The organism is Micromonospora sp. NBC_01392 (assembly GCF_045040125.1).
Classification (GTDB): domain Bacteria; phylum Actinomycetota; class Actinomycetes; order Mycobacteriales; family Micromonosporaceae; genus Micromonospora.
This window is the reverse complement of sequence record NZ_CP109549.1, coordinates 3,104,715-3,128,344: the sequence shown is the minus strand read 5'-3', so window position 1 is coordinate 3,128,344 and position 23,630 is coordinate 3,104,715. Positions and strand designations below refer to the sequence as shown.

Below are 23,630 nucleotides of genomic sequence, written 5' to 3'. Positions count from 1 at the left end.
GCCCCGGGCGGACCCGCCGGGCCGGGTACCGAAAGCTTTTCGGCCATCGGTCAGTCGGATACGGGCCGCAGACACCGGCCGGACCGGCGTCGCGACGATCGAATACATTGACACGATCCGATCTGGTGATATGTTACTGAAAAGGTTTTCGGTCAGGCCGGCGGGGCAGCCGGCCTGCCGGGCGAGCGGTGGTCCGACGGCCGGGCGGCGACCACCGGCGCTGTTCCCCGTCCCCCGACAACGAAAGGTCTCGGTGAGCACCCATGGACACGTGGGCTTCTCCCGGAAATCCGTCCCCCGCCCGGGCCCGGCGGCTCGTCGGCGCGACGCTCGCCCTGGTGGTCGTGGCCGCGCTCACCCCGGTGACCGCGAGCCCGGCGCAGGCCGCGCAGCCCATCGGCTATCCCACCTTCGGCGGCCCGGCGGTTCCGCAGCCGCCGGTCGGTTACACCACCGGCAACATGATGCAGTCGATCTACGACGCGGAGAAGTCGGGCACCGACTTCTGGATCGACCGGCTCCTGTCCCGCTCCGGCGGTGGCGACCCGTCCGACGCCGACGGCGGGATCCTGATGACGCGCGGCCGGGCGCTGTTCATGAAGCAGCACAACCCGGCGGTGATCGGATTTGGCGGCCGGGTGGCGTACTGGGAGAGCATCAGCGACGCCGCCGCCTACTCGATCGCGCTGGGCCCGGGAACGTTCACCGAGCAGAGCAGCCAGCGGTGGCAGGCGCCCAGCCACTGGCGCAGCGTGTACGCCAGCGGCCCGGTGCAGGCCACCGTCACGAAGTTCATCACCGACAACAACGTCGCCGTGACCAACCTGTCCATCAGGAACACCGGCGCGGCGTCGACCACGCTCACCCTGCGGGCCACCTCGCCGTACGCGTCGTCCGGCAGCGGCACCGAGCTGACCGGGTCGACCGGGGTGAAGAACGGCCTCACCACGCTCACCACCCGACTCGCCGGTGACGGCTTCGCCGCCTCCGGCGGCGCGCTGACCCGCTCGATCACGATCGCCGCCGGCGCCACCGTGCAGACGAAGGTGGTCATGGGCTTCACCGCGCGGGAGATCCCGCAGTCGGCCACCGACTACACCGCCTACCGCGACGCCACCCCCGACGCGGCGTTCACCACGCACGTCCGCGCGTACCACAAGTGGTGGGCCGACAACGTCCCCTACCTCGACGTGCCGGAACCGGCGATCAAGAAGAACATCTACTACCGCTGGTGGCTGATGCGCTTCAACCACCTCGACGCCAACATCCCGGGGCAGACGTTCCAGTTCCCGACGTCGGTGGAGGGCGCGTTGGGATACAACAACGCGATCGCGCTGACCCAGCCGATGCACATCGACGACCTGAAGTACCTCCGCGACCCGAAGTACGCCTACGGTGACTGGCTCTCGGTCGGCCAGGTGTCCCGGGGCGGCCGCTTCGTGGACAACCCCGGTGACCCGGAGAACTGGTCCAACAGCTACACCCAGTACATCGCCGAGGCGGCCTGGCGCAGCTACCAGCTCCACGGTGGCCAGCCCGCCATCGCCGCAAGCCTGGCCCACTACGCCGAGGGCGACGTCAAGGGACAGCTCGGCTACTACGACCGCGACGGCAACGGCGTCATCGAGTACGACTGGGGCGCGCTGACCGGCAACGACGCCGACGCGGTCTCGTTCCACTGGCGATCCGGCAACCTGGACCGGGCCGAGGGCGCGTACCAGTACAGCGGCGCGCTGGCCGCCGCCCAGGCGTACGACGCGATCGGCAACCCCACCAAGGCGGCCGAGATGCGCGCCCTGGCCACCCGGATCCAGAACGCGATCGTCACCGTGCTCTGGAACCCGGCGGACAACCTGCTGGAGCACCGGCACGTGGCCACCAACGCCCACGTCCCGTGGAAGGAGATCAACAACTACTACCCGTACGCGGTCGGCCTGATGCCGACGACAGACCAGTACAAGCAGGCGCTGCGGCTGTTCGCCGACCCGGCGGAGTACCCGATCTTCCCGTTCTACACCGCCAACCAGCGGGACAAGGCCGCCGCCGCGGCCGCCGGCAACCCGGGCAGCAACAACTTCTCCACCATCAACTCGACCGTGCAGTTCCGGCTCTACTCCTCCGTGCTGCGCAGGTACCCCAACCAGTGGATGAGCGCCGAGGACTACAAGAAGCTGCTCTACTGGAACGTCTGGGCGCAGTACGTCGACGGCGACACCCGCTGGCCCGACGCCAACGAGTTCTGGGCCGACTGGAACCCGGGCAGCCGGCGCATCGACTACCGCTCCTGGATCCACCACAACATCCTGGGCAGCAGCAACTGGACCGTGATCGAGGACGTGGCCGGCCTACGACCGCGCAACGACAACAAGGTCGAGCTGTCCCCCATCGCCATCGGCTGGCCGAACTTCACGGTCAACAACGTCCGCTACCGCAACAGCGACCTGACCATCGTCTGGGACGACCCGACCGACGGCGTGGTGAAGTACCCCGGCGTCCCCGAGGGCTACTCGATCTACCTCAACGGCAGCCGGGCCGTCACCGTCGACAAGCTGGTCCCGTTCGTCTTCGACCCGGCCGGTGGCACGGTCAGCTTCCCCGGCGCCACCGCCGCTGTCACCTTCAGCACCCCGGTGCCCGGCATGCGCGCCCCCAACCAGGTGGTGCTCAGCGACGCCAGCACCGTGGACCTGCTCGCCAAGGCCGGAGTGGACCTGGCCGCCACCCTGCCCAACCTGGCCGCCGGCGCCACCGTGACGACATCGAGCACCGCGAGCGGCACCAGCCCCACCGCGGCGGTCGACGGCTACTCGACCAACGAGCCGTTCTGGGGCGCGGGCGGGTCAAACGCCCAGGACTGGTACGAACTCGACCTCGGTTCGGCGAAGACGGTGGACGAACTCCGGCTGTACGTCAAGGACAGCCGGCCGGCGAGCACCACCTACCGACCGCCGGCGTCGTACCAGGTCCAGTACCACGACGGCAGCGGCTGGGTGAACGTCACCGCGCAGGTCGGCACGCCGGCCACGCCGCAGGGCAACTACAACGACGTCCGGTTCACCGCCGTGACCGCGCAACGGATCCGGGTGCTGCTGACCCATGCGGCCGGCGCCCGGTCCGGCCTGACCGAGGTGCAGGCGTACCGCCGGGGCGGCACCACGCCACCCCCACCGACCGGCGCCTCCTACGAGGCCGAGGCGACCGGCAACACGCTGTCCGGGCAGGCCGCGACGCGATCGTCGGCCGGCGCCTCCGGCGGCGCCCTGGTCGGCTACGTCGGGAACGGCACCGCCAACACGGTGCGGTTCAACAACGTCACCGCGGACACGGCCGGCCCCCGCACGGTCGTCGTCTCCTACGCCTCGGGTGAGGCGAGGTCGATGCAGATCAGCGTCAACGGCGGCACCGCGGTCACCGTGAACGCCCCGAGCAGCGGCGGCTGGGACACCATCGCCACGGTTGCGGTGACCGTGAACCTGACCGCCGGAGCGAACACCCTCACCGTCGGCAACACCGCCGGCTGGGCGCCGGACCTCGACCGGATCCAGATCAGCTGAACCGCACGTCCCGTACCCCGCACCGAGAGGAATCCCGCATGGACCCGTCCCGGCACCCCCGCCGGCGCACCGGTGGGGCCGCCGCCGCGGTGCTGCTGGTCGCCGCGCTCCTGCCCCTGCTGTCCGCCGCTCCCGCCCAGGCCGTCAACGCCTTCGGCACCACCATCGTCAACCAGGCCAACCGAAACTGCGTCGAGGTGCCCGGCGGCGCCGCCACCAACGGGCGGCAACTCGTGCAGGCCGGCTGCGGGGCCGGCGCCCGGCAGACCTTCACCGTCACGCCGGTGGCCGGCACGACCGACCGGTACACCATCACCACCCTCACCGCCGGTAGCTGCGTCGACATCTCCGGCGCGTCCACCGCCGACCACGCGGCGGTCATCCAGTACACCTGCCACGGCGGCGCCAACCAGCAGTTCCGTCTCGCGGCCAACGGCGCCGCCGGCATGGTGAACCTGGTCTCCGTCGCCAGCGGCAAGTGCGTCGCTCCGGCCAACGACGGTGGCGCGGCCGACACCGCGCTCGTCCAACTGCCCTGCACCACCGCCGCCAGCCGGACCTGGCGACTCACCGGCTATCCGGGTGGCGGACCGAACCCCAGCCCCAACACCTACGCCAACCCGATCAAGGCGAACGGGCCCGACCCGTGGCTGACCTACCACGAGGGCTACTACTATCTGGCCACCACGACCTGGAACAACACCGTCACCATGCGGCGGTCCCGGACGCTGGACGGACTCGCCGCAGCGGCCGACACCGTGCTGTTCACGCTCACCCGACCCAACGGTGCCGGCACCATGTGGGCGCCCGAGTTCCACCTGCTCGACGGCCCGAACGGCAAGCGCTGGTACCTCTACTACGTCGCCGGACGCCAGCCGTACGACCTGGGCACCCAACGCATCCACGTGCTGGAGAGCGCCGGCACCGACCCGATGGGGCCGTACACGTTCAAGGCCGACCTGCTGGACCCGACGGCCGACAACACCTGGGAGCTCGATCCCAGCGTCATGAAGCTCAACGGCAAGCTCTACCTGTTGGGCACCTACTACGACGGCGCACAGCCCAACTTCATCCGCGAGCTGAGCAACCCGTGGACCGCCGCCGGCACCCGACATCTGCTCTCCACCGCCACCTACAGTTGGGAGACCGTCGGTGGCTCGGTCAACGAGGGCGCCGAGGTACTGCAACACAACGGAAAGACGTTCATCATCTTCTCCGCCAGCCACTGCAGCACGCCGGACTACAAGCTGGGCATGTTGACCTGGACCGGCGGTGACCCGCTCAACTCCTCGTCGTGGGTCAAGTCGCCGCAGCCGGTCTTCCAGCGCAGCGACGCCAACCGCGTGTACGGGCCCGGCCACAACGGGTTCTTCACGTCCCCGGACGGCACCGAGGACTGGATCGTCTACCACGCGAACAGCTCGGCCTCCGGGGGCTGCGACATGAACCGCAGTACCCGTGCGCAGAAGTTCACCTGGAACGCCGACGGCACACCCCACTTCGGCACCCCGGTCGCCGCCGGGGTCCGGCTGCCGGCCCCGTCCGGCGAGCCGACCGGCTGACCCGGTCCCATGGGGCACTCGATCATGCGCGACGTCGCGCGACTGGCGGGGGTGTCGAACCAGACGGTCTCCCGGGTGCTGAACGCGCACCCGCACGTCCGGGACGACACCCGCCGCCGGGTGCTGGCGGCGGTCCAGGCGCTGGACTACCGCCGGAACCAGGCGGCCCGCACGCTTGTCACCCGCCGCTCCGGGACGCTGGGGATCATCGCGTACGAGAGCGCGCTGTACGGGCCGACCTCCATGCTGTACGCGATCGAGGGCGCGGCCCGCTCCGCCGGCTACTTCGTCAGCGTCGCCGGTCTGCGGAACCTCGACCGCCGCTCGGTGCTCGACGCCGTCGACCGGCTGCGCCAGCAGTCGGTCGAGGGGATCATCGCGATCGCCCCGAAGCCGGTCGTGGCCGGCGCGCTCGCGCAGGTGTCCGACGGCCTGGCGGTCGTCGGGGTGGGCGGCGGGCAGGACGAGGCGGTCCCGAGCGTCCAGATCGACAACGATGCCGGCGCCCGGCTGGCCACCCAGCACCTGCTCCGCCTGGGGCACGCCACGGTGCACCACGTGGCCGGCCCGGCCGACTGGCCGGAGGCTACCGAGCGGGCCGACGGGTGGCGGGCCGCCCTGCACGCCGACGGTCGCCCGTCGCCGTACGCGGCGCCGGGGACGTGGACCGCCCAGGCGGGCTACACGCAGGGCCGGCGGTTGGCCCTCGACCGGTCCGTGACGGCGATCTTCTGCGCCAGCGACCAGATCGCCCTGGGGGTGCTGCGCGCGCTGCACGAGGCGGGGCGGCGGGTGCCGGACGAGGTCAGCGTGGTGGGCTTCGACGACACGCCCGACGCGGAATACTTCCTGCCGCCGCTGACCACCGTACGGCAGGACTTCGCCGCGCTCGGCCGGCGCAGCGTCGACCTGTTGCTGGCCCAGCTCGACGCCACGGGCCACCGGCCGACGCCCGAGCGCGTCCTCCTGATCCCCCAACTCGTCGTCCGGGCCAGCTCGGCGGCGTCCCCGCCGTCGAGCTGAGTCAGCCCACCGGCAGCCACACCCGCATCGTGGACGGCCCCCGACTCGCCCAGGCGTGGTACGCGACCAGCGGAACCTCGACCGGCTCCGTCCCCGCCTCGACCGGCGGCGCGCTCGGGTCACCGTACGGCCAGTCGTGCTCGGCCCGGTCGAGCTGCCGGCAGCACACCAGCACCCGACCGCCGGCGTTTCGGGGCGGCCGGGTCGGGTCGACGTGCAGATCCTCGACGTTCGTGCCGGCGGGCAGGTCCACCGACTCGACCGCGCACACCAGCGGGCCGCGCTCCACCGCCACGCATCCGCGGACCGCGTCGATGCGCGGATCCGGATAGGTGAACCGGGGTTCCACCGGCAGGCTCAGGACGATCTCCTCGCCGCTGCGCCATCTCCGCCGCTCGATGACGTAGCCCGGATCCACCGGGCGGGTCCGCCCGTGGACGGTCAGCGTCGCGCCTCGTCCCGCCCAGTCCGGCACCCGCAACGACAGGGTCCAGGGGCGCTCGTCGTCGCTGTCGATCCGCACCCGGATCCGGCCGTCGTCCGGGTAGTCGGTGGTGACGGTCACCCGCCGCTCACCGGAGTCCGGCGGGCGATGGACGACCGTCGCCGGGGCGTACTGGTGGATCTGGAGGCCCTCGTCGTCGGTGGTGGCCACGTACGACGCGAGGCTGGCCAGGATGCGCGCCACGTTCGTCGGGCAGCACGACACCTCGAACCAGGGCGCCCGTTGGGCCGCCTCGGCGCGGATGCTGGGCCGGTCGGTGTCGGGCGCGGCGCCGGGCTCGCGGCGGTGCAGCGGGTTGGTGTAGAAGAACGATCTGCCGTCGGCCGCCGGCGAGGCCGCGACCACGTTGAACAGCGTCCGCTCGATGAGGTCGGCGCATCCGGGGTCGCCGGAGGCGAGCAGCAGCCGCCAGGCCAGCATCACCGAGCCCACGGCCGCGCACGTCTCGGCGTAGGCGCGATCGGGCGGCAGCGCCCAGTCGGCGCCGAACGCCTCGTCCTGGTGCCGGGAGCCCTGCCCACCGGTGAGGTGGGTCCGCCGCGCCACCGTGGTGCGCCACTGGTGCCGCACCGCCTTCAGCAGCCCCGGGTCGTCGCGCTCGACGGCCACGTCGGCCGCCCCGCAGGCCAGGTAGTTGGCGCGCACCGCGTGCCCCCGCAGCACGGTCGCCTCGCGGACCGGCGTGTCGTCCTGGAAGTATTCCCGCCCCCACTCGACATCTCCCAGCCGACCGTGGCCCCGCCGGTCGAGGAAGATCGCCGCCTGGGCCAGGTAGCGGTCGTCGCCGGTGGTCCGGGCGAACTCGACCAGGGCGGTCTCGATCTCCGGGTGCCCGCACACCCCGTCGAGCCCGTCCGGCCCGAACGTGTCGCAGATGTTCGCGGCGACCCGCCGGGCGAGCCCCACCAGCCCGTCGTCGGCGTCCGGGCGGGTCCGGGCGCGGGCGACAGCCGCCTGAAGCAGGTGGCCGGCGCAGTACAGCTCGTGGCCCTGCCGGAGGTCGGACCAGCGGGGTGGTTGGCCGCGGTGGCCGAATGCCGTGTTGAGGTAGCCGTCGGCGTCCTGGGCCCGCGCGATCCGGCCGACGACGTGACGGAAGGTCCGCTCCAGGCCCAGGTCGCCGCTGCGCCCGATCTCCCAGGCCAGCGCTTCGAGGTACTTGTAGACCTCCGAGTCGGAGAACTCGCGTCCGCGCCGCGCGTCGCCCGGGTCCCCGGCGGCGATCAGGTCGAAGTTGCCGAGCCAGCCCTCCCGCTCCAGCCAGTGCCCGATGTGCGACAGGCTCGCGTCCGCGTTGACCGACTGGCGTCGGGCCCAGAAACCTCCGGTGATGCGCACCTCACCGATGCCGAGTGGCCGCAACCGCCCGCGGGTCGGTCGGACGGGTGACGCCGTGGGCACGCCGACCACCATGCTCATCCCTTCAGCGCGCCGGACATGAAGCCGCGCACGTAGTGTCGTTGGAGCAGCAGGAACAGCAGGACACACGGCAGGGCGAGCACGACGACGCCCGCTTCGGTCGCGCCGTAGTCGACGACGCCCTGGACCTGGCCCCGGAGGTTGGCCACGGCGAGCGGCAGGGTCATCCGGTCGGAGTCGTTGATGAGGATCAGCGGCGCCATGAAGTCGTTCCACGAGGCGAGGAACGCGAACAGTCCCACCGTGATCAGCCCGGGTCTCACCGCCGGGAGGAGCACCCGGCGCAACGCGCCGAACGATGAGCACCCGTCGACCATCGCCGCCTCGTCGAGTTCGCGCGGCACCGCCTCGAAGGAGATCCGCATCAGGAACGTGGCGAACGGCAGTTGGAACATGGTGAGCACGAGCGCGACGCCGACCAGCGAGTTCTGCAACCCGACCCGGTTCAGCAGCACGTAGAGCGGGATCAGCAGGGTGGCGTACGGCACCATCAGGATGGCGAGGGTCAGCAGGAACAGCACGTTGCGGCCGGGGAAGCGGAACCGCGCGAACGCGTAGCCGCCCAGCAGGGAGACCGTCAGGGTGAGCGCGACCGTCAGGAGCGCCACCAGCGTGGAGTTGGCGAGGTAGCGCCAGATGCCGGCCTGGTAGCCGGCCAGGGTCTGGTAGTTGCCGAATCCCCAGCCGTGCGTCTGGTTCGTGCCCGGATGCGGGGAGACCGACGCCACCGCCGTCCAGACCAGCGGAAAGACGAAAATCAGTGCCAACGCGCCGGTGAACACCCAGTACGGGGTGCGCAGCGCCACCCCGGCGACGGTGAGACCGTCCGGGCGGCGCGGTCCGGCCGGCACCCGGACGGGATGCCGGGGCGGTCCGCCCGGGGTGGCCCGGGCGGACCGGGAGTCGACGGCCATGGTCAGTGCTCCTCGGGCCGGAAGGCGCGCAGTTGCAGCGCGTTGAGCAGCACCAGGGCGAGCAGCACGAGGACCGACAGCGCGGCGGCGACCCCGAGGTCGTTCTGGCCCTGGAACGCGATCAGGTAGATCAGTTGGACCACGGTGACGGTGCTGTTGTCCGGGCCGCCCTTGGTGAGGAGGTAGAACTGTTCGAAGGCGAGCAGGGAACCGGTCACGCAGAGCACGGTCGTCAGCGCGAGCGTCGGGCGCAGCAGCGGCAGGGTCACCCGTCGGAAGATCTGCCAGCGGCTGGCGCCGTCCGAGCGCGCCGCCTCGAACACGTCCGCCGGAATGCTCTGCAGGCCGACCAGCATGAGCACCATGTAGAAGCCGGCGTAGCGCCAGACGACCAGGAACACCGTCGAGAGCAGCGCCGCGTTCGGCGAGCCGAGGAACGTCAGGTCCAGTCGGCGCATCAGGGGCGCGAACGGGCTGGCGTACGGCGAGTAGAGCACGTAGAACAGCAGGGACGCCGAGGCCAGCCCGAGCGCGCCGGGAATGAGGAACGACGCGCGCAGCAGGTTGTTCCAGCGGCTGGACTCCTGGACGAGCAGCGCCAACCCCAACCCGAGCGCGATCAGCAGCACGGTGGCGAGCAGCGTGTACTTGACGGTGAAGACGACCGAATCGGTGAAGAAGCGGTGGCTCACCGCCCGGGTGAGGTTGTCCGGCGCGTTCAGCCCCTGGTCCCCGGCCAGCAGCGGCCACCGCGACGCCGCCATCCTGAACACCAGCAGCAGCGGCAGGACGAACAGCGCCACGACGAACACCGTGGTGGGCGCGGCGTACAGCCAGCCGAGCAGGCGGGAGCGGCGGCGTCCCGGCGCGTTGGTCTGCATGGTCTACTGCTTCAGCACGGCGGTGATCTCGTCGTTCTGCTTCCGGATGTCGCCGCCACCCTGAAGGACCTGGCTACGGACCAGAGCCAGCCACGGACTGCCCGGGGCGTTGAAGGCCTGTTGGAAGTTCAACGCGACCGGTGTGTCTCCCCGGCCGGCCACCTGGTTGATGGTGACCAGACGAGGATCCTGCGCGGCATACCTGTTGTTCGCCAGGTCGGCGCGGGACACCACGTCCTTGTTCTTCGCCAGCACCTCGACCTGGGCCTGCTCCGACATCAGCCAGTTCAGGAAGTTCCAGGCCTGGGCCGACTTCCTGGAGTCCTTCGACACGCCGATGCCGTCGCCGCCGACGAACGTCGACGCCCCGCCGTCCGGGCCGGGAATGCCGGCCACCCCCACGTCGAACGGTGTCGAGGAGAGCAGCGTCGCCGGGTAGAACATCAGGCCGACCTTGCCCTCGGTGAAGGCGGCGGTCCAGGTCGGGCCGGTCTCACCCGCCGAGGACGGCAGGACCGCCCCGGAGCGCCACAGCTCCGCCCAGGTGCGGAACACCTGCCGCGCGGTGTCGCCGGCGAGGTCGGACGTGGCCCCGTCGGCGCCGAGCACGTGGCCGCCGGCAGCCCAGATCGACGGGAACCAGGTGAATGCCAGGCAGCCGCCGCAGTTGAGGCCGGTGGCGGTGCCGTAGACGCCGTCCTTCCCGATCGCCTGGACGGCCCTGGCGGCCGTGGCGTACTCGGCGAGGCTGGCCGGTGCCTTCTCCGGATCGAGCCCGGCCTCGGTGAACAGCTTCTTGTTCCAGAACAGCATCGACAGGTCGAGCACGAACGGCAGCACGTGCTCCCTGCCGTCCCGGGTGCCGGCGGCGAGGTGGCCCTTGTTGACGGCGTCCTTGAAACCGAGGCCGTCGATGTTGGTGGTCAGATCCCGGAACAGGCCCTGGCTCACCCAGTTCGGCACGTACACGATGTCTGCGGCGAACAGGTCCGGGAGATTGCCGGAGCCGGCCGCCGCGCCCACCTTGGCGACATAGTCGTCGTTGGGGACGACGGTCAGTTCGACCTTGTTCCGGTGGCCGGCGTTGTACGCCTCGACCAGGAGTTTCGCCTGTTTCTCCAGCGGTGCCCGGGTCCACAGGGTCAGCTTGCTGCCGTCGTCGATCCCGTTCGCGCCGGCCTGGGCCAGCCCCTGGTCGTCGCCGCCGTCGTCACCGCACGCCACCGCGCCGAGCACCAGCACCGCCGACATGACCGCGGCCAGCATCCGTCGACGGGTTGGACCCGGTGGGGATGTCATGTGGGCCTCCCGTTGTCCGAAGGAGCCAGGGCCGGCGTTCGGACCGGAGCCCCCGAAAACCTTTTCGGGGAATTCTGGGCGCTGACTTCGGTAAGTGTCAATACCTCGATGAGGGTGTCCGCGGACCAATAGCGAGCGCGCCGCGCACGTGGAGCCTCTTTGATGCTCCACGTGAATCGCTCGATGGCTCCATATGGCTCCACGCGAGCGATCGGGGGCGTATCACCGCCCCACCCCTCGTCGCCAGCGGCTTGACCCGAGGACCGTCGTCACTACGGTGTCCGCATGGCGGCACGTGGGGAAATCGAGCGACTTCCGAGTGGTTCGCTACGGGTCCGCGTGTACGTAGGTGTCGATCCCGTCACGCGCAAGCGGCGCTACCTGGTGGAGACCGTCCCGGCCGGGCCCACTGCCGAGCATGACGCCGAGGCGGTGCGCACCCGGCTGCTCCAGGAGTCGGGTGAACTCCGCTCGCGACTGAGATCGACGTCTGCGCAGTCGCCGGCACCCGCAGCGACCGCCACACCAGCGACCACCGGCTTCAGCGGCCCGCAACGCGGGCGACGACGGGGTGATCTGACGGTCGCCGCCGTCGCGCGGATCACCGGGGTCTCGGCAGCCACGGTGTCGAAGGTGCTCAACGGCCGGCCGGGGGTGGCGTCGCAGACCCGGCACCGGGTGGAGGCCGCACTGCGCGAACACGGCTATCGCCGGCCGGAGAACCTCATCCGGGCAGCGCATCTCGAGGTCGTCTTCTACGGCATGCAGACCAGCATCGCCGTGCACATCATCCACGGCGTGGAGCGGGTGACATCCGGCCAGAACCTGGCCGTCGGGGTGACCGACGTGCGCCAGCTGACCATGGCGGGACGGGACTGGGCCCGGCAGTTGCTGGCTCGCCGGCCGAGTGGGGTGATCGCCGTGCACCTCGGCTTCACCTCCGAGCAGCACGCCTTGCTCGAGACCAGCGGCATCCCGCTGGTCATGCTCGACCCCAGCGGTGAGCCGGCGCACTCGACTCCGTCGGTGGGAGCCACGAACTGGTCCGGCGCGATCACCGCGACCAGGCATCTGCTCGACCTCGGACACCGGCGCATCGGCGTCGTCGCCGGGCCGACCGAGCACCTGTCCGCCAGGGCCAGGCTGGAGGGCGCCCGAGCCGCGATGGAGTCGGCCGGGATCGCGCTGGACAACCGGCTGGTACGGGTCGGCCGGTGGTTCGCCTTCGAGGACGGCCTGGGGGGCGGACGAGAGCTGTTGCGCGTCACGGACCCGCCGACGGCGATCCTGTGCGGCAACGACATGCAGGCCTACGGGGTCTACGAGGCCGCTCGGCAGTTGGGCGTACGCATCCCGCAGGAGCTCAGCGTGGTGGGCTTCGACGACCTCTCCTACAGCAGGTGGTGCGGACCCGCCCTGACCACGGTGCAGCAACCGTTCACCGACATGGGTACGGCCGCGGCCGAACTCGTGCTGACCGCGGCGGCTGGTCGCACACCCAGGCCGGCCCGCCTGGAACTGGCGACGACCCTGATCGTGCGGGACAGCACGGCGCCTCCGGCCACCCGGTAGGCACCCGGCGCCGACCCCTTGCCGATCGAATCATTTTTATCGATACTTGGAATCGGTTCAGATTGGAGCGGGTCGGCTGCGGGCAACACCCGACCACGAAGGCGAAGGCCTCCGTCGCGTCCAGCGGACCGACACCCATGAGCCGGGTGACGCGTAACGCACCGAACCGCCGACGGCGGCCGTGACGGATCGGGATCGCGACAGCTCCGCGGATTTCGGTCGTCGTCGTACTCGACGGCCTGCTCCGCCTGGTGCGTGGCCCCGCAGACCCGATCGCCACATCCCCGGCCGCTCCGGCCGCAGCAGCAGCACTCACCGTCGCGTCTGCCGTCATGAGCCACGCAGCCGGGCGGCTCAGCCCGCTCGCCCAGGAACCCCATCGCGAGGACGACAGCCCCATCTACCCCGGAAGGATGGACCCAATGATCACAAGACCGGGCCGCTCCCACCTACGCACCGCACTGGTCACGCTCGTCGTCTCGACGCTTGCGCTCGCCGGTGCCGTCGACGTGCGCGGCATGGCCACGGCCGCCGCGGCCGGCGTCGAGAACGAGGGTGCCGACTGCGCGGTACCCGCGCTACCGGAACAGGGCTCGTTGCCGACGAATGCGAAACTTCCCGACCCGTTCACGAAGATCAACGGCACCCGGATCAGCACGGTGTCCGACTGGCGCTGCCGGCGCGAAGAGATCAAAAGGCTGTCCGAGAAGTTCGTCTACGGCGAGAAGCCGGCCAAGCCGCAGACCGTCACCGGCTCCGTGTCCAGCACCAGCATCACCGTGAACGTCTCCCACCAGGGCCGCACCTCCAGCTTCTCGGCGGGCGTCGAACTTCCCGCCGGCACCGGCCCGTTCCCGGCCGTGGTGGTCCTTGGCGGTTTCGGCGCGGACACCGCCGGGATCAAGGCCGCCGGCGCCGCAGTCATCAACTACGACCCCTACGCGGTAGGCCGTGAAGGCACGCCGCGAACCAACAAGCAGGGCGCGTTCTACAGCATCTACGGCAACACCAGCCCCACCGGCCTGCTGATGGCCTGGTCCTGGGGCGTCAGCAGGATCATCGACGTCCTCGAGCAGTCAGGGGGCACCATCCTCAGAGGCGACGCCACCGGGGTCACCGGTTGCTCCCGCTTCGGCAAGGGCGCGTTCGTGATCGGGGCGTTCGACCAGCGTATCCAGCTCACCATGCCGATCGAGTCGGGCAGCGGCGGGGTGCCGATCTTCCGCGGCATCCCCGGCGAGGGCGCCCAGAGCCTCAGCAGTGCCTACGGCGAGCAGCCGTGGCTGGGCGACGCCTTCGGGTCCTTCACCAGCAGCCCGAACCGACTCCCGCTCGACACCCACGAGATCGTGGCCATGGTGGCGCCCCGCGGGCTGTTCATCATGGACAACCCGCACATCGCCAACCTGGGACCACGATCCGCGAGCGTCGCCGCCCTGGGCGGCGCCGAGGTCTACAAGGCCCTCGGGGCCGGAAGCAACATCACCTACTGGTCCGACGTCGCTGACGGCAACCACTGCGCCAACCGGCCCGAATGGCGCACCCCGCTGCAACAGAACATCCGCAAGTTCCTCCTCAAGACCGGCAACGACCCCGGAACGATCCGGATCTCCAGCAAGGCGCAGGGCCGGCTCGCCGACTGGATCGACTGGACCACGCCGGCCCTCGGCAACACCCCGCCGCCGACCACGCCACCGCCGACCACGCCGCCGCCCACCACGCCCCCGCCCACCACACCGCCACCGACCACGCCCCCGCCCACCACGCCGCCTCCGTCCGCCGGATGCTCGGCGACAACGTCGATCAACCAGTGGAGCGGTGGTTTCGTCGCCACGCTCCGGGTGACGGCCGGATCAACGGGCGTCAACGGGTGGAGCGTCGGCCTGACCCTGCCCGCGGGTGTCTCGGTCACCAACACCTGGAGCGCCACTGCCACCGGCACCAGCGGCTCCGTGCGGTTCACCAACGTGTCCTACAACGGCCAGATCGGCGCCGGACAGAGCACCGAGTTCGGCTTCCAAGGCACCGGCACCGCCAGCAACCTCAGCCCCACCTGCACGGCAGCATGATCATCTGACTCGGTGTGGCGAGCATGCCTCGCCACACCGGGCCGGACCACCGCACGAACCCCAGCGCCGGTGGTTCCGACAACCCGGGTCGCCGGCCGACCCGGGGACAGGTCTCCCGGGGAGATCGGGCGGAGCCCCATCGCCCGGCGGCTCGGTGCCGGGGCCAGCCCAGATCCGTCCACCCACCACCATTCGAAGGATCCGCAATGCGCCTACATCGCCCTCGCTCCCGGCTCGGGCCGGCCGCAACCGCGGCCGTGGTCGTGGTCGTGGCCAGTGGGCTGGCCGTCACCTTCGCCGCCCCCGCAACCGCAGCCACCGGCTGCGGCGTCACCTATGCCGTCACGTCGCAATGGCAGGACGGCTTCACTGCCGCGGTCACCATCACCAACGTCGGTGGTCCGCTCAGCTCATGGACACTGACCTGGGGATACACCGGCGGCCAGCGCGTCACCCAGCCGTGGGACGCCACCGTGTCGCAGAGCGGCAGCCAGGTCACCGCCCGCAACGCCAGCTACAACGGCAGCATCGCCACCGGCGGCAGCGTCTCGTTCGGTTTCAACGGCTCGTGGAGCGGCAGCAACCCCGCGCCGACCGGTTTCGCCCTGAACGGCACCGCCTGCACCGGCTCGCCCGCCCCCGGCACCACCGGACCCGGCCAGCCACCCACCTCAGCGCCACCCGGCACCGCGACCTGGGGCACCGCGCTCCCGCCAGCCGACGCCGTGACCAGCCGGGCCTACAGCCTGATCGCCACCGCCAACGCCAAGGGATACCTGCCGCGAAGCGGAGAGTGCTCGGTAGAGGTTCACGCCCGCTACTGGACGTACGGACCGGACGGCAAGGTCTACCCGACCTGGCACCCGACCCGCGATCCCAGCGGCTGCAACTTCGGCCACGAACACGGCGACGACCCTCGCAGCTCGGACCTGTTCCACACCGCCGGCTGGCCCGCCTTCGGCTACACCAGCGAGGTCATGATGGACAACATGCCCGAGCACAGCCACCGGCACGAGGACCACGTCGGGCACAAGGTGCTCTCGGTCAACAACGTCAACGTGATCCAGGGCGACAACGGCACAAGCTTCTTCCCACCGCAGGGTGCCACGATCGCCACCTGCGACGTGCTGCTCAAGTTCCACCAGGGCACCCACTCACCGGACGCCTTCACCAACAACATCCACGAGTTGCTGTTCAACCAACGCTGCGCCCGGACCAACGGCCAGGTCACCGAGGCCCGCTACAGCGCCCTGATCCCACTCGGGCGGGCCGGAGGCTTCAGCCCCAGCGAGTGTCCCGGCTTCGGCGGCCCGTTCATCAACGTCGGGCCGGCGACACCGGCGGATTCCCCCTCGGAGACTCGGTCGCCGGGGCGGCTGATCACCGAACCGGGCTGCGTGCAGGCGATCCGGGAGGGCCGCACCCACAATGACCCGCTCTACCCCAATCCGGTCCCGTTCACCGTCTCCGACATGGACGACTTCTGGTTCTCCGACGTCCAGGTAACGGGTCCCGGCCTGAACTTCCACCTCGCACCGCTGTTCTACGTCATCAACCCGTCGCGTTACTACGACCCGACCAAGTCGGACAAGAACGGCCGGATCGTCGACCTGTGCTACACGGACCTCGCGGGAGGCGACCTGTGCGACCAGGCCCGCCGGGCCGGGCAGAATCTCGCCTGGGACGACCCGCGCTCACCGTTCAAGGGAACCCACCGCGAGTTCCGGCCCGGCGCCTTCTCGGTGCAGAACACCGGCCCGACCACGGTCTACACCGACGCGTACGGGCGCAACGCAGCCAGTGCGCCGTTCCCCGGCTCCATTCGGCAGTACTTCTCGGGTGGGCAGACCGACACGGGAATCTACGTCCGAGGTGCGACCAGGGACCATGACGCCGCCGGGGTGCACGCCCCGAACTGACGGCGACGGCCGCGACCGCTTCCCGCCGGGCCCCTTCGCGCTGCCCTGAGCTCCGTCACCCCCATCGGTGCGGGAGCCAGCTCCTGGAAGCGGGCCGGCAGGGAGCGGGCCGCGCGCTGCGCCGCGGCCCGACCGGGATAGATTGGAACACCGTTCCAATCGAGGAGGCATCATGGTGTCCCGGTCCTGGCTCTACGTCCCCGGCCACTCCCGCCGAATGCTCGACAAGGCCGCCGGCGTCGGGGCCGACGCGATCATCGCGGACCTGGAGGACGCGGTGCCGGCGGCGCAGCGGCCGACCGCCCGTTCGGTGGTCGCCGACTGGCTCGACTCCGGCGCCACCGGCGACGCCGACGCCTGGGTACGGGTCTCGCCGGACGCCCTCGAGGAGGATCTGCGGGCGGCGGTCCGTCCCGGCCTCACCGGCGTGGTGGTGGCGAAGGTGGACGGGCCGTCCCTGCTGACCCGCCTCGACGCCCTACTCAGCGCCCTGGAGAGCGAGCGCGGTCTGCCGGCCGGACGGATCGCCGTCTCACCCCGGCTGGAGTCCGCGCGCGGGCTCCGACAGATCGACGCCGTCGCCGCCGCGCCCCGGGTGTTGCTGCTCGGTCTCGGCGAGGCGGATCTCAGCGCCGACCTGGGCCTGCGTCCCGGCCCGGAGGGGTGGGAACTGCTCCCGGCCCGGTTCGAGGCGGTCGTCGCCTCGGCCGCCGCCGGGCTGGCCGCACCGGTCGGCCCGGCCACCGTGAACTACCGGGACACCGAGAAGCTGCGAGCCGGCACCGAGGCCCTGCGCCGGCTCGGCTTCTCCGGGCGGACGGCGATCCATCCCCACCAGGTGCCGGTGATCAACGAGGTCTTCACGCCGACCGCCGAGGAGGTGGCCGAGGCCGAGCGGGTCATCGCCGCGTACGCCGAGGGGGGCGGTGGGGCGGCGGCGGTGGACGGCACCGGAACGATGGTGGACGAGGCGGTCGCCCGTTCGGCCCGGGCGGTGCTGGTCCGCGCGCGCCGACAGTAACCATCATTTCGTTCCGCTGGACGGATCGCTGTTGCACTGAGCGGTCCGCCGGGCTTAGCCTGTGGCCACCGGCAAGGAGGTAGCCCCATGGCTTATGACCTGCTCATCGCCAATGCGCGGGCGGTACGCCCGGGCGAGGACGAGCCCGTACCAGCATCCATCGCGGTCCGGTCGGGCCGGATCGCGGCCATCGGGCCGGACCTCTCCCCCGCCGACGCGCACGAGGTGGTCGACGCCGGCGGCCGACTGGCCTTCCCCGGCGCGGTCGACGGACACCAGCACTGGGGCATCTACAACCCGCTCGACGTCGACACCGCCAGCGAGTCGCGGGCGTCGGCACAGGGCGGCGTCACCACCGGGCTGACCTACATGCGGACCGGGCAGTACTACCTGAACCGGGGCGGCAGCTACGCCGAGTTCTTCCCCGAGGTGCTGCGCCTGGCCGAGGGCCGGGCCTTCGTCGACTACGCCTTCCACCTCGCCCCCATGCAGGCCGGCCACATCGACGAACTCGGCACGCTGGTCGACGAGTTCGGGGTCAGCTCGTTCAAGATCTTCATGTTCTACGGTTCGCACGGCCTGCACGGGCGCTCCACCGACCAGTCGTCGTTCCTGATGACCCCGCCCGGTGAGCGGTACGACCTGGCGCACTTCGAGTTCGTCATGCGCGGCGTTCAGCGGATCCGGGAGGAGCGGCCCGAGCTGGCCGACGGCATCAGCCTGTCGCTGCACTGCGAGACCGCCGAGATCATGGCGGCCTACTCGAAGCTGGTGGAGGAGGCCGGGGAGCTGAAGGGGCTGGCCGCCTACAGCGCGTCCCGGCCGGCGCACTCGGAGGGGCTCGCGATCACCATCGCCTCCTACCTGGCCCACGAGACCGGCCTGCCGGCGATCAACCTGCTGCACCTGTCGGGTGCGAAGGCGATGGAGTCCGCGCTGCGGATGGCCGCCGCCTTCCCGCACGTGGACTTCCGCCGCGAGGTCACCATCGGGCACCTGATCGCCACCTACGACACCGCCGCCGGCCTCGGCGGCAAGGTGAACCCTCCGCTGCGTGCCGAGGCCGACCGGCAGGCGCTCTGGCGTGCGGTGCTCGCCGGGCAGGTCGACTGGGTGGTCTCCGACCACGCCTGCTGCCGGGACGAGACGAAGTTCGGCATCGACCGGGACGACGTCTTCGTGGCGAAGTCCGGGTTCGGCGGGGCCGAGTACCTGCTCCCGGCCCTGATCACCGAGGGCCGGCGGCAGGGGCTGCCGTTGGGCCGGGTCGCCGAGCTGGTCTGCGCCAATCCGGCGAAGCGCTACGGGCTGTGGCCGCGCAAGGGGGACCTGGCGGTGGGCTTCGACGCGGACATCGTCCTGGTCGACCCGGACCGCACCTGGACGGTGACCGCCGAGGCGAGCGAGTCCACCCAGGAGTACACCCCGTTCGAAGGGTTCGAGCTGACCGCCCGGGTCGACGAGGTGTGGCTGCGCGGGCACCGCATCCTCCGCGACGGCGCGGTGGTCGGCACCCCGCGCGGCGAGTACCTGCGCCGCCCGGTCAGCCGCTAGGCCGCGCCCGCCACCGCGCCCCTCACCCACCGGGTGAGGGGCGCGGTGGCGAGTCGGACCGGTACCGGCTCAGGCGGTGGCGTGCCGGCCGGCGAGGTAGCCGAGGCCGAGGGCGGCGAGCAGGCCGTTTCCGGCCAGGTACCCGTCCGCCCCGTGGCCGGAGATGCCGACCGCCGCGCCGCCGGCCGCGTACAGGCCCGGCACCGGCTGGCCGGCGCGCAACGCCCGGGCGTGCCGGTCCACCCGCAGGCCGCCCTGGGTGTGGAAGAGCGCCCCGGTGACCCGGACGGCCGCGTACGGCGCACGCAGCGGTGCGCCCCAGGCGCGCCGGCCGAACGCGTCGGACGCGGTCCCGGCGGCCGCCGCGTCGGCGTCGGCCAGGGTGGCCGCCAGCGCGTCGACCGGGGCGCCCACCACGGAGGCGAGCGCGTCGACGTCGTCGGCCCAGCGGACCGCCCCGGCGGCCACCACGTCCCGGTAGTCCTTGAACGCCAGACAGGCGTCGTGGACGCGTGCGTCGTAGACCACCCAGGCCCGGCCACCCGGACGGGACAGCACCGGTACGGCGTACTCGGAGTAGCCGACCGTCTCGTCGCCGAAGCGTCGCCCGGTGGCGTCCACGAGGAAGCCGCCGTGCATGACCGTCGCCCAGGTGAGCAGGATGGCATCCGGAACGGCCAGCGAGCCGTGTCCCTGGTAGGCGTCGAGGTGGCCGGTGTCCAGGTCGAGCCGTTCGGCCAGCCGCAACGCGTCCCCTCGGGACGCCTCGCCGCCGTGGTAGACGCCGTGGGCGATCTCGGGCAGGTGGCGCCGGACCAGCTCGGGGTCGGCGGCGAACCCGTTGGTGGCGAGCACCACCACCGGGCAGTTCAGCTCCTCCCGGGTGCCGTCGGGGCGGGCCAGCACCGCGCCCCGGACCGCGCCGGTGTCGTCGGTCCGCACCTCGACCAGCCGGGCCGGCACGACCAGGTGCAGGTCGTCCCGGTCCGCGGCGGCGTCGAGCAGGGCGCGGTGCAGGGCCGCGCCGGAGCGGTCCGGCACGCTGTGGCAGCGCAGCGCCGAGTGGCCCGGGTAGCGGAAGTCGGTGACCAGTTCGAGCGGCACCCCGCAGTCGTCGGCCAGCCACTCGACCAGTTCGGGGGCGACCGCGGTGAGCGCGGCGGCCACCACCGGGTCGGCCCGGTCGTGGGTCTTGGCCCGGATGTCGGCGAGGAACCGACCCGGTGAGTCCTCGACGCCGGCCGCCCGCTGCCAACGGCTGCCGGCGGCCGGGATCATCGAGGTGCTCATCGCGGTGTTGCTGCCCTGCCGGAACGTCTCCCGCGCCTCGGCGAGGACGACGGTGCGGCCGGGCCGGGCGGCGGCCAGCGCGGCGGCCAGGCCGGCCGCGCCGGCGCCGGCGACCAGGGCGTCGCAGTCGGTCATGAGCCGGCCGTCCCGGCCGTCCCGGGTGGGTTGTCGGGGTCGAGGCCGTAGAAGCGGGCCGCGTTGCGCCAGAGGATCTTCTCCCGGGCCGCGGTGTCCAGAAAGCCGGCGGTACGGATCCAGTTCGCGGCGCCGCCGGGGTGGTCCCAGGCGAACGGGTGGTCGGTGCCGATGGTGAGCTGGTCCACCCCGACGCGCTCGATCACCAGCTCCAGCGCGCGCTCGTCGTGCACCAGCACGTCGTAGAAGAGGTTGCCGGCGGCGAGGTACTCGCTGGGCGGGCGGGCCATGGTGCGCTGCGCCGGGGAGATCATGTGCCAGCGGTGGTCGAACCGGCCCAGCGAGTGGATCGCGATGCCGCCGCCGTGGGTGAAGCACATCCGGAAGTCCGGGTGCCGGTCCAGCAGCCCGGAGTGGATCACCGTCATCAGCCCGATGCTCGCCTCGACCGGCGCGGCGAACGAGCTCTCGAAGTAGTACCGGCCGAGCCGGTCGCCGGCGCCGAGCTTGTCGAAGAACGCCGGGTGCACGTTGGCGGTCACCCCGGCCTCGGCCATCGCCTCCAGCACCGGCAGGATCTGCGGGTCGTCGAGGTTGCGCCCGTTGACCGCCGGGGTGAGCACGAAGTGCCGCAGCCCCAGTTCCGTCACGGCGTGGTCGAGCACGGCCAGCGCGGCGTCCCGGTCCTGGAGCGGCAGTTGCGCCAGCCCCCGGTAGGTGCCCGGGGCGGCGGCCTCCAGTTCGGCCAGCTCGGTGTTGAGTTCCCGGCAGAAGGCCGCGCCCCGGGCCGCGTCCAGGTGGTAGTTGAACAGGAACCCGGCCACCTGGACGGCCTCGAAGCCGATCCCCTGCTGCGCGGCGCGGGCGGCGAGCCGGGCCGTCGGGTCGGCCAGGTCCACCTCGGGCGGGGCGAAGGCCAGCACGGTACGCCCCAGCGCGAACGCCCGCCGGCCGTCGGCCTCGGTGACCGGCCGCCAGCCGTACCAGTCCCGCCCTTCCCGCCCGGCGGCGAGCAGTCCCCGGGGCCAGAAGTGGGTGTGCGTGTCGATGGCCGGCACCCCGGAGACGGCGTCTCCGGGGGCCGGAGCGGATGCGGCGGTCATGCCACCTTCACGATCTTCCCGTCCTGGACCAGGATCTCCCCGTCCACCTCCACGGTGGGGGTGAGCAGCAGCAGGTCGACGTGGATCGGGGCCTTGACCGTCCCGCCGACCACGCTGTTGCCGAGGGCGAAGTGGACGGTGCCGACCTGCTTCTTGTCCTCGGTGATGTTGCCGAGGAAGCGGGCCGCCGGGTTGGTGCCGATGGAGATCTCGCCGAGGTTGTCGCCGTTCTCCACCCCGTCGATCATGCGGCGCAGCTCGCCGGCCTGGTCGCCGCCCTCGATCCGGACCGCGCGCCCCTGGTCGAAGTGGACCCGGATCGGTTCGCGCAGCTTGCCGAGCTGGTGCGCGGAACCGTCGGCGACCAGGACCCCCTGCCCGGTGCCGGTGGCCGGGGCGCTCCACGCCTCGCCGCTGGGATAGCTGGAGATCTGGCCGGGCTCGCGGGCGAAGGACGCGCCCACTCCGCAGGTGACCCCCTCCAGGCTGGCGGTGAGGTCGGAGCCCTGCTGCGAGGTGACCCGGATCCGGGAGCCGGCGGTGATGGCGTCGGCCAGCGGTTTGGTGATCCGGTGGACCTCCTCGTAGTCGGCGATGCCCGCGCCGCCGGTCAGCTCGGCCCGGGTCACCCCGGTCATCACGATCGCCCGGGCGCCCCGGTTGAGCGCCTGCTTGAGTTCGGGGGTGAAGCTCAGCGCGGTCGAGGTCGGCGAGATGATCACGTCCGCGCCGGCCAGTGCGGCGGCGACGATCCGGTTCGCCGGTTCGCCGGCCCGGGCGCGGGCGGGCTGGACCAGCAGGGTGCCCTCGGCGCCGGCGGCGGCGACCGCCGCGAGGAGCGCGTCGACGACCGCGTGGTCGGAGTTGTGGTCGGCGGCGACGGCGACCAGTTCCCCGGGCCGGACGGCCAGGGAGGTGTTCACGATGTTGTCGGCGGCCTTGGCGACCTGGATCGCGGCCCAGTCGGTCATCAGTGGTCCTCTCGCAGCAGGGTGGCGCCGGCCTTGGTGGTCCAGCCGCGCTGGAAGCTGTACGCCTCGACGATCTCCAGGGGCTGGAAGCCGTCGAGGTCCTCGTTGATCACGTCGGTGAAGATCTCCACGCCGCCGGTGCCCTTCCAGGCGTCGATGGTGGTGGCCCGGTCCAGGTCGAGCGCGAAGAGCTGCCGCTGGTCGGGCACCTGCGGGCTGGGCGAGGGAATGTGCCGGTAGGTGTAGACGCGGTGCCCGTGCGAGGGCACCGCGTCGTCGTCGATCTTCTCGGTGAGCTGGATGTCCACGTTGAAGATCCGCCGGCCGAACCGGTCCACGGTCCCCCGCATCCGGCTGCCGGGGCCGATCGGCCCGAACGCCGGGTTGGCCGGCTGGATCTTGGTCTTGTGGATGACGCCCTGCTTCTTGGCGAAGCCCATGAAGTGGCCGAAGACCACCGACCAGTCCTCGCTGACGTAGATGTAGGCGCTGAACCGGCCGGGCTGGCCCTGGTAGGTGCAGTAGAGGCCGAGGATGCCCTCCTGGTACTGCGACCACTGCGGTTCGGTCCAGGCCTGGTCGGGGTGACTGTCGCTGACCTTGACCATGTCGGCGACGTAGGCGTAGGCCAGGGCCTCCGGGTGCAGGTCGAGGCCGTCGGGCAGGTAGGCGCGGGCCTTGTCCGGGTCGACCCGGTAGATCACCTGGATGGCGTCGGCGCTGATGTGGTGCGGGGGGTCGTCGACGAGCGCCGCCCGACCGGACGGGGACAGGGGATTGCCGAACCCTCGGAGCGTGGCCATCAGATTCCTTCCACTCAGCGAAACGACGTTCCACAA

The 23,630-nt window shown here is 71.5% G+C and carries 16 protein-coding genes; 8 read left to right on the top strand and 8 right to left on the bottom strand.

The annotated features are described in order from the left end of the window. The first annotated feature begins 263 nt into the window (after positions 1-263). The 3 genes from OG767_RS14020 to OG767_RS14010 are packed head-to-tail and all read left to right on the top strand — an operon-like array spanning position 264 to position 6,139. Positions 264-3,554, top strand: a complete 3,291-nt coding sequence (locus OG767_RS14020) for a discoidin domain-containing protein (RefSeq protein ID WP_405093787.1) — start codon at positions 264-266, stop codon at positions 3,552-3,554. Positions 3,555-3,592: 38 nt separating this feature from the next. After that, positions 3,593-5,116 carry a family 43 glycosylhydrolase gene (locus OG767_RS14015; RefSeq protein WP_405093786.1) on the top strand — a complete coding sequence of 508 codons (1,524 nt, stop codon included), beginning with the start codon at positions 3,593-3,595 and terminating at the stop codon, positions 5,114-5,116. A 24-nt stretch (positions 5,117-5,140) separates the two neighbouring features. After that, positions 5,141-6,139, top strand: coding sequence for a LacI family DNA-binding transcriptional regulator (locus OG767_RS14010; RefSeq protein ID WP_405093785.1), 999 nt, complete (start codon positions 5,141-5,143; stop codon positions 6,137-6,139). A 1-nt stretch (position 6,140) separates the two neighbouring features. Here the strand turns inward: OG767_RS14010 and OG767_RS14005 are convergent, their stop codons facing one another. The 4 genes from OG767_RS14005 to OG767_RS13990 are packed head-to-tail and all read right to left on the bottom strand — an operon-like array spanning position 6,141 to position 11,124. Beyond that, positions 6,141-8,063 carry a glycoside hydrolase family 127 protein gene (locus tag OG767_RS14005; protein ID WP_405093784.1) on the bottom strand — a complete coding sequence of 641 codons (1,923 nt, stop codon included), beginning with the start codon at positions 8,061-8,063 and terminating at the stop codon, positions 6,141-6,143. Beyond that, positions 8,060-8,977, bottom strand: a complete 918-nt coding sequence (locus tag OG767_RS14000; protein WP_405093783.1) for a carbohydrate ABC transporter permease — start codon at positions 8,975-8,977, stop codon at positions 8,060-8,062. The genes OG767_RS14005 and OG767_RS14000 overlap by 4 nt, the downstream gene beginning before the upstream one ends. A gap of 2 nt (positions 8,978-8,979) precedes the next feature. Next, positions 8,980-9,858: a carbohydrate ABC transporter permease gene (locus tag OG767_RS13995; RefSeq protein WP_405093782.1), complete on the bottom strand. Its 879-nt coding sequence runs from the start codon at positions 9,856-9,858 to the stop codon at positions 8,980-8,982. A gap of 3 nt (positions 9,859-9,861) precedes the next feature. Beyond that, positions 9,862-11,124, bottom strand: a complete 1,263-nt coding sequence (locus OG767_RS13990) for an ABC transporter substrate-binding protein (RefSeq protein ID WP_405093781.1) — start codon at positions 11,122-11,124, stop codon at positions 9,862-9,864. A 372-nt stretch (positions 11,125-11,496) separates the two neighbouring features. Between OG767_RS13990 and OG767_RS13985 the strand changes: the two genes are divergently transcribed. The 5 genes from OG767_RS13985 to OG767_RS13965 all read left to right on the top strand — a co-directional run bounded on the left by OG767_RS13985 (position 11,497) and on the right by OG767_RS13965 (position 19,292). Next, positions 11,497-12,729 carry a LacI family DNA-binding transcriptional regulator gene (locus tag OG767_RS13985; RefSeq protein WP_405093780.1) on the top strand — a complete coding sequence of 411 codons (1,233 nt, stop codon included), beginning with the start codon at positions 11,497-11,499 and terminating at the stop codon, positions 12,727-12,729. Between the two features lie 422 nt (positions 12,730-13,151). Beyond that, positions 13,152-14,798 carry a cellulose binding domain-containing protein gene (locus tag OG767_RS13980; RefSeq protein WP_405094217.1) on the top strand — a complete coding sequence of 549 codons (1,647 nt, stop codon included), beginning with the start codon at positions 13,152-13,154 and terminating at the stop codon, positions 14,796-14,798. Between the two features lie 206 nt (positions 14,799-15,004). Then, a complete protein-coding gene (locus tag OG767_RS13975) occupies positions 15,005-16,717 on the top strand; it encodes a cellulose binding domain-containing protein (protein ID WP_405093779.1) in 1,713 nt (570 codons plus the stop codon). Positions 16,718-16,889: 172 nt separating this feature from the next. Beyond that, on the top strand, positions 16,890-17,738 hold the full coding sequence (locus OG767_RS13970; protein WP_405093778.1) for an HpcH/HpaI aldolase/citrate lyase family protein: 849 nt from the start codon (positions 16,890-16,892) through the stop codon (positions 17,736-17,738). 87 nt (positions 17,739-17,825) lie between these two features. Further along, positions 17,826-19,292, top strand: coding sequence for a dihydroorotase (locus tag OG767_RS13965; RefSeq protein ID WP_405093777.1), 1,467 nt, complete (start codon positions 17,826-17,828; stop codon positions 19,290-19,292). Positions 19,293-19,361: 69 nt separating this feature from the next. Here the strand turns inward: OG767_RS13965 and OG767_RS13960 are convergent, their stop codons facing one another. The 4 genes from OG767_RS13960 to OG767_RS13945 are packed head-to-tail and all read right to left on the bottom strand — an operon-like array spanning position 19,362 to position 23,594. After that, complete coding sequence (locus OG767_RS13960; protein WP_405093776.1) at positions 19,362-20,717, bottom strand: FAD-binding protein; 1,356 nt, start codon at positions 20,715-20,717, stop codon at positions 19,362-19,364. After that, on the bottom strand, positions 20,714-21,820 hold the full coding sequence (locus OG767_RS13955) for an amidohydrolase family protein (RefSeq protein WP_405093775.1): 1,107 nt from the start codon (positions 21,818-21,820) through the stop codon (positions 20,714-20,716). Before OG767_RS13955 ends, OG767_RS13960 begins: the two co-directional genes overlap by 4 nt. Continuing rightward, positions 21,817-22,791: an aminopeptidase gene (locus OG767_RS13950; RefSeq protein WP_088643360.1), complete on the bottom strand. Its 975-nt coding sequence runs from the start codon at positions 22,789-22,791 to the stop codon at positions 21,817-21,819. The genes OG767_RS13955 and OG767_RS13950 overlap by 4 nt, the downstream gene beginning before the upstream one ends. Then, positions 22,791-23,594, bottom strand: a complete 804-nt coding sequence (locus OG767_RS13945; RefSeq protein WP_088643359.1) for an acetoacetate decarboxylase family protein — start codon at positions 23,592-23,594, stop codon at positions 22,791-22,793. The genes OG767_RS13950 and OG767_RS13945 overlap by 1 nt, the downstream gene beginning before the upstream one ends. Positions 23,595-23,630 lie beyond the last annotated feature (36 nt).

Coding starts and splice junctions, on each gene's coding strand:
- OG767_RS13990 (WP_405093781.1), bottom strand. CDS start 11,124: ATGCTGGCCGCGGTCATGTCGGCGGTGCTGGTGCTCGGCGCGGTGGCG.
- OG767_RS14005 (WP_405093784.1), bottom strand. CDS start 8,063: ATGAGCATGGTGGTCGGCGTGCCCACGGCGTCACCCGTCCGACCGACC.
- OG767_RS13970 (WP_405093778.1), top strand. CDS start 16,890: ATGGTGTCCCGGTCCTGGCTCTACGTCCCCGGCCACTCCCGCCGAATG.
- OG767_RS13945 (WP_088643359.1), bottom strand. CDS start 23,594: ATGGCCACGCTCCGAGGGTTCGGCAATCCCCTGTCCCCGTCCGGTCGG.
- OG767_RS14015 (WP_405093786.1), top strand. CDS start 3,593: ATGGACCCGTCCCGGCACCCCCGCCGGCGCACCGGTGGGGCCGCCGCC.
- OG767_RS13950 (WP_088643360.1), bottom strand. CDS start 22,791: ATGACCGACTGGGCCGCGATCCAGGTCGCCAAGGCCGCCGACAACATC.
- OG767_RS13975 (WP_405093779.1), top strand. CDS start 15,005: ATGCGCCTACATCGCCCTCGCTCCCGGCTCGGGCCGGCCGCAACCGCG.
- OG767_RS14010 (WP_405093785.1), top strand. CDS start 5,141: ATGCGCGACGTCGCGCGACTGGCGGGGGTGTCGAACCAGACGGTCTCC.
- OG767_RS13960 (WP_405093776.1), bottom strand. CDS start 20,717: ATGACCGACTGCGACGCCCTGGTCGCCGGCGCCGGCGCGGCCGGCCTG.
- OG767_RS13980 (WP_405094217.1), top strand. CDS start 13,152: ATGATCACAAGACCGGGCCGCTCCCACCTACGCACCGCACTGGTCACG.
- OG767_RS14000 (WP_405093783.1), bottom strand. CDS start 8,977: ATGGCCGTCGACTCCCGGTCCGCCCGGGCCACCCCGGGCGGACCGCCC.
- OG767_RS13995 (WP_405093782.1), bottom strand. CDS start 9,858: ATGCAGACCAACGCGCCGGGACGCCGCCGCTCCCGCCTGCTCGGCTGG.
- OG767_RS13965 (WP_405093777.1), top strand. CDS start 17,826: ATGGCTTATGACCTGCTCATCGCCAATGCGCGGGCGGTACGCCCGGGC.
- OG767_RS14020 (WP_405093787.1), top strand. CDS start 264: ATGGACACGTGGGCTTCTCCCGGAAATCCGTCCCCCGCCCGGGCCCGG.
- OG767_RS13955 (WP_405093775.1), bottom strand. CDS start 21,820: ATGACCGCCGCATCCGCTCCGGCCCCCGGAGACGCCGTCTCCGGGGTG.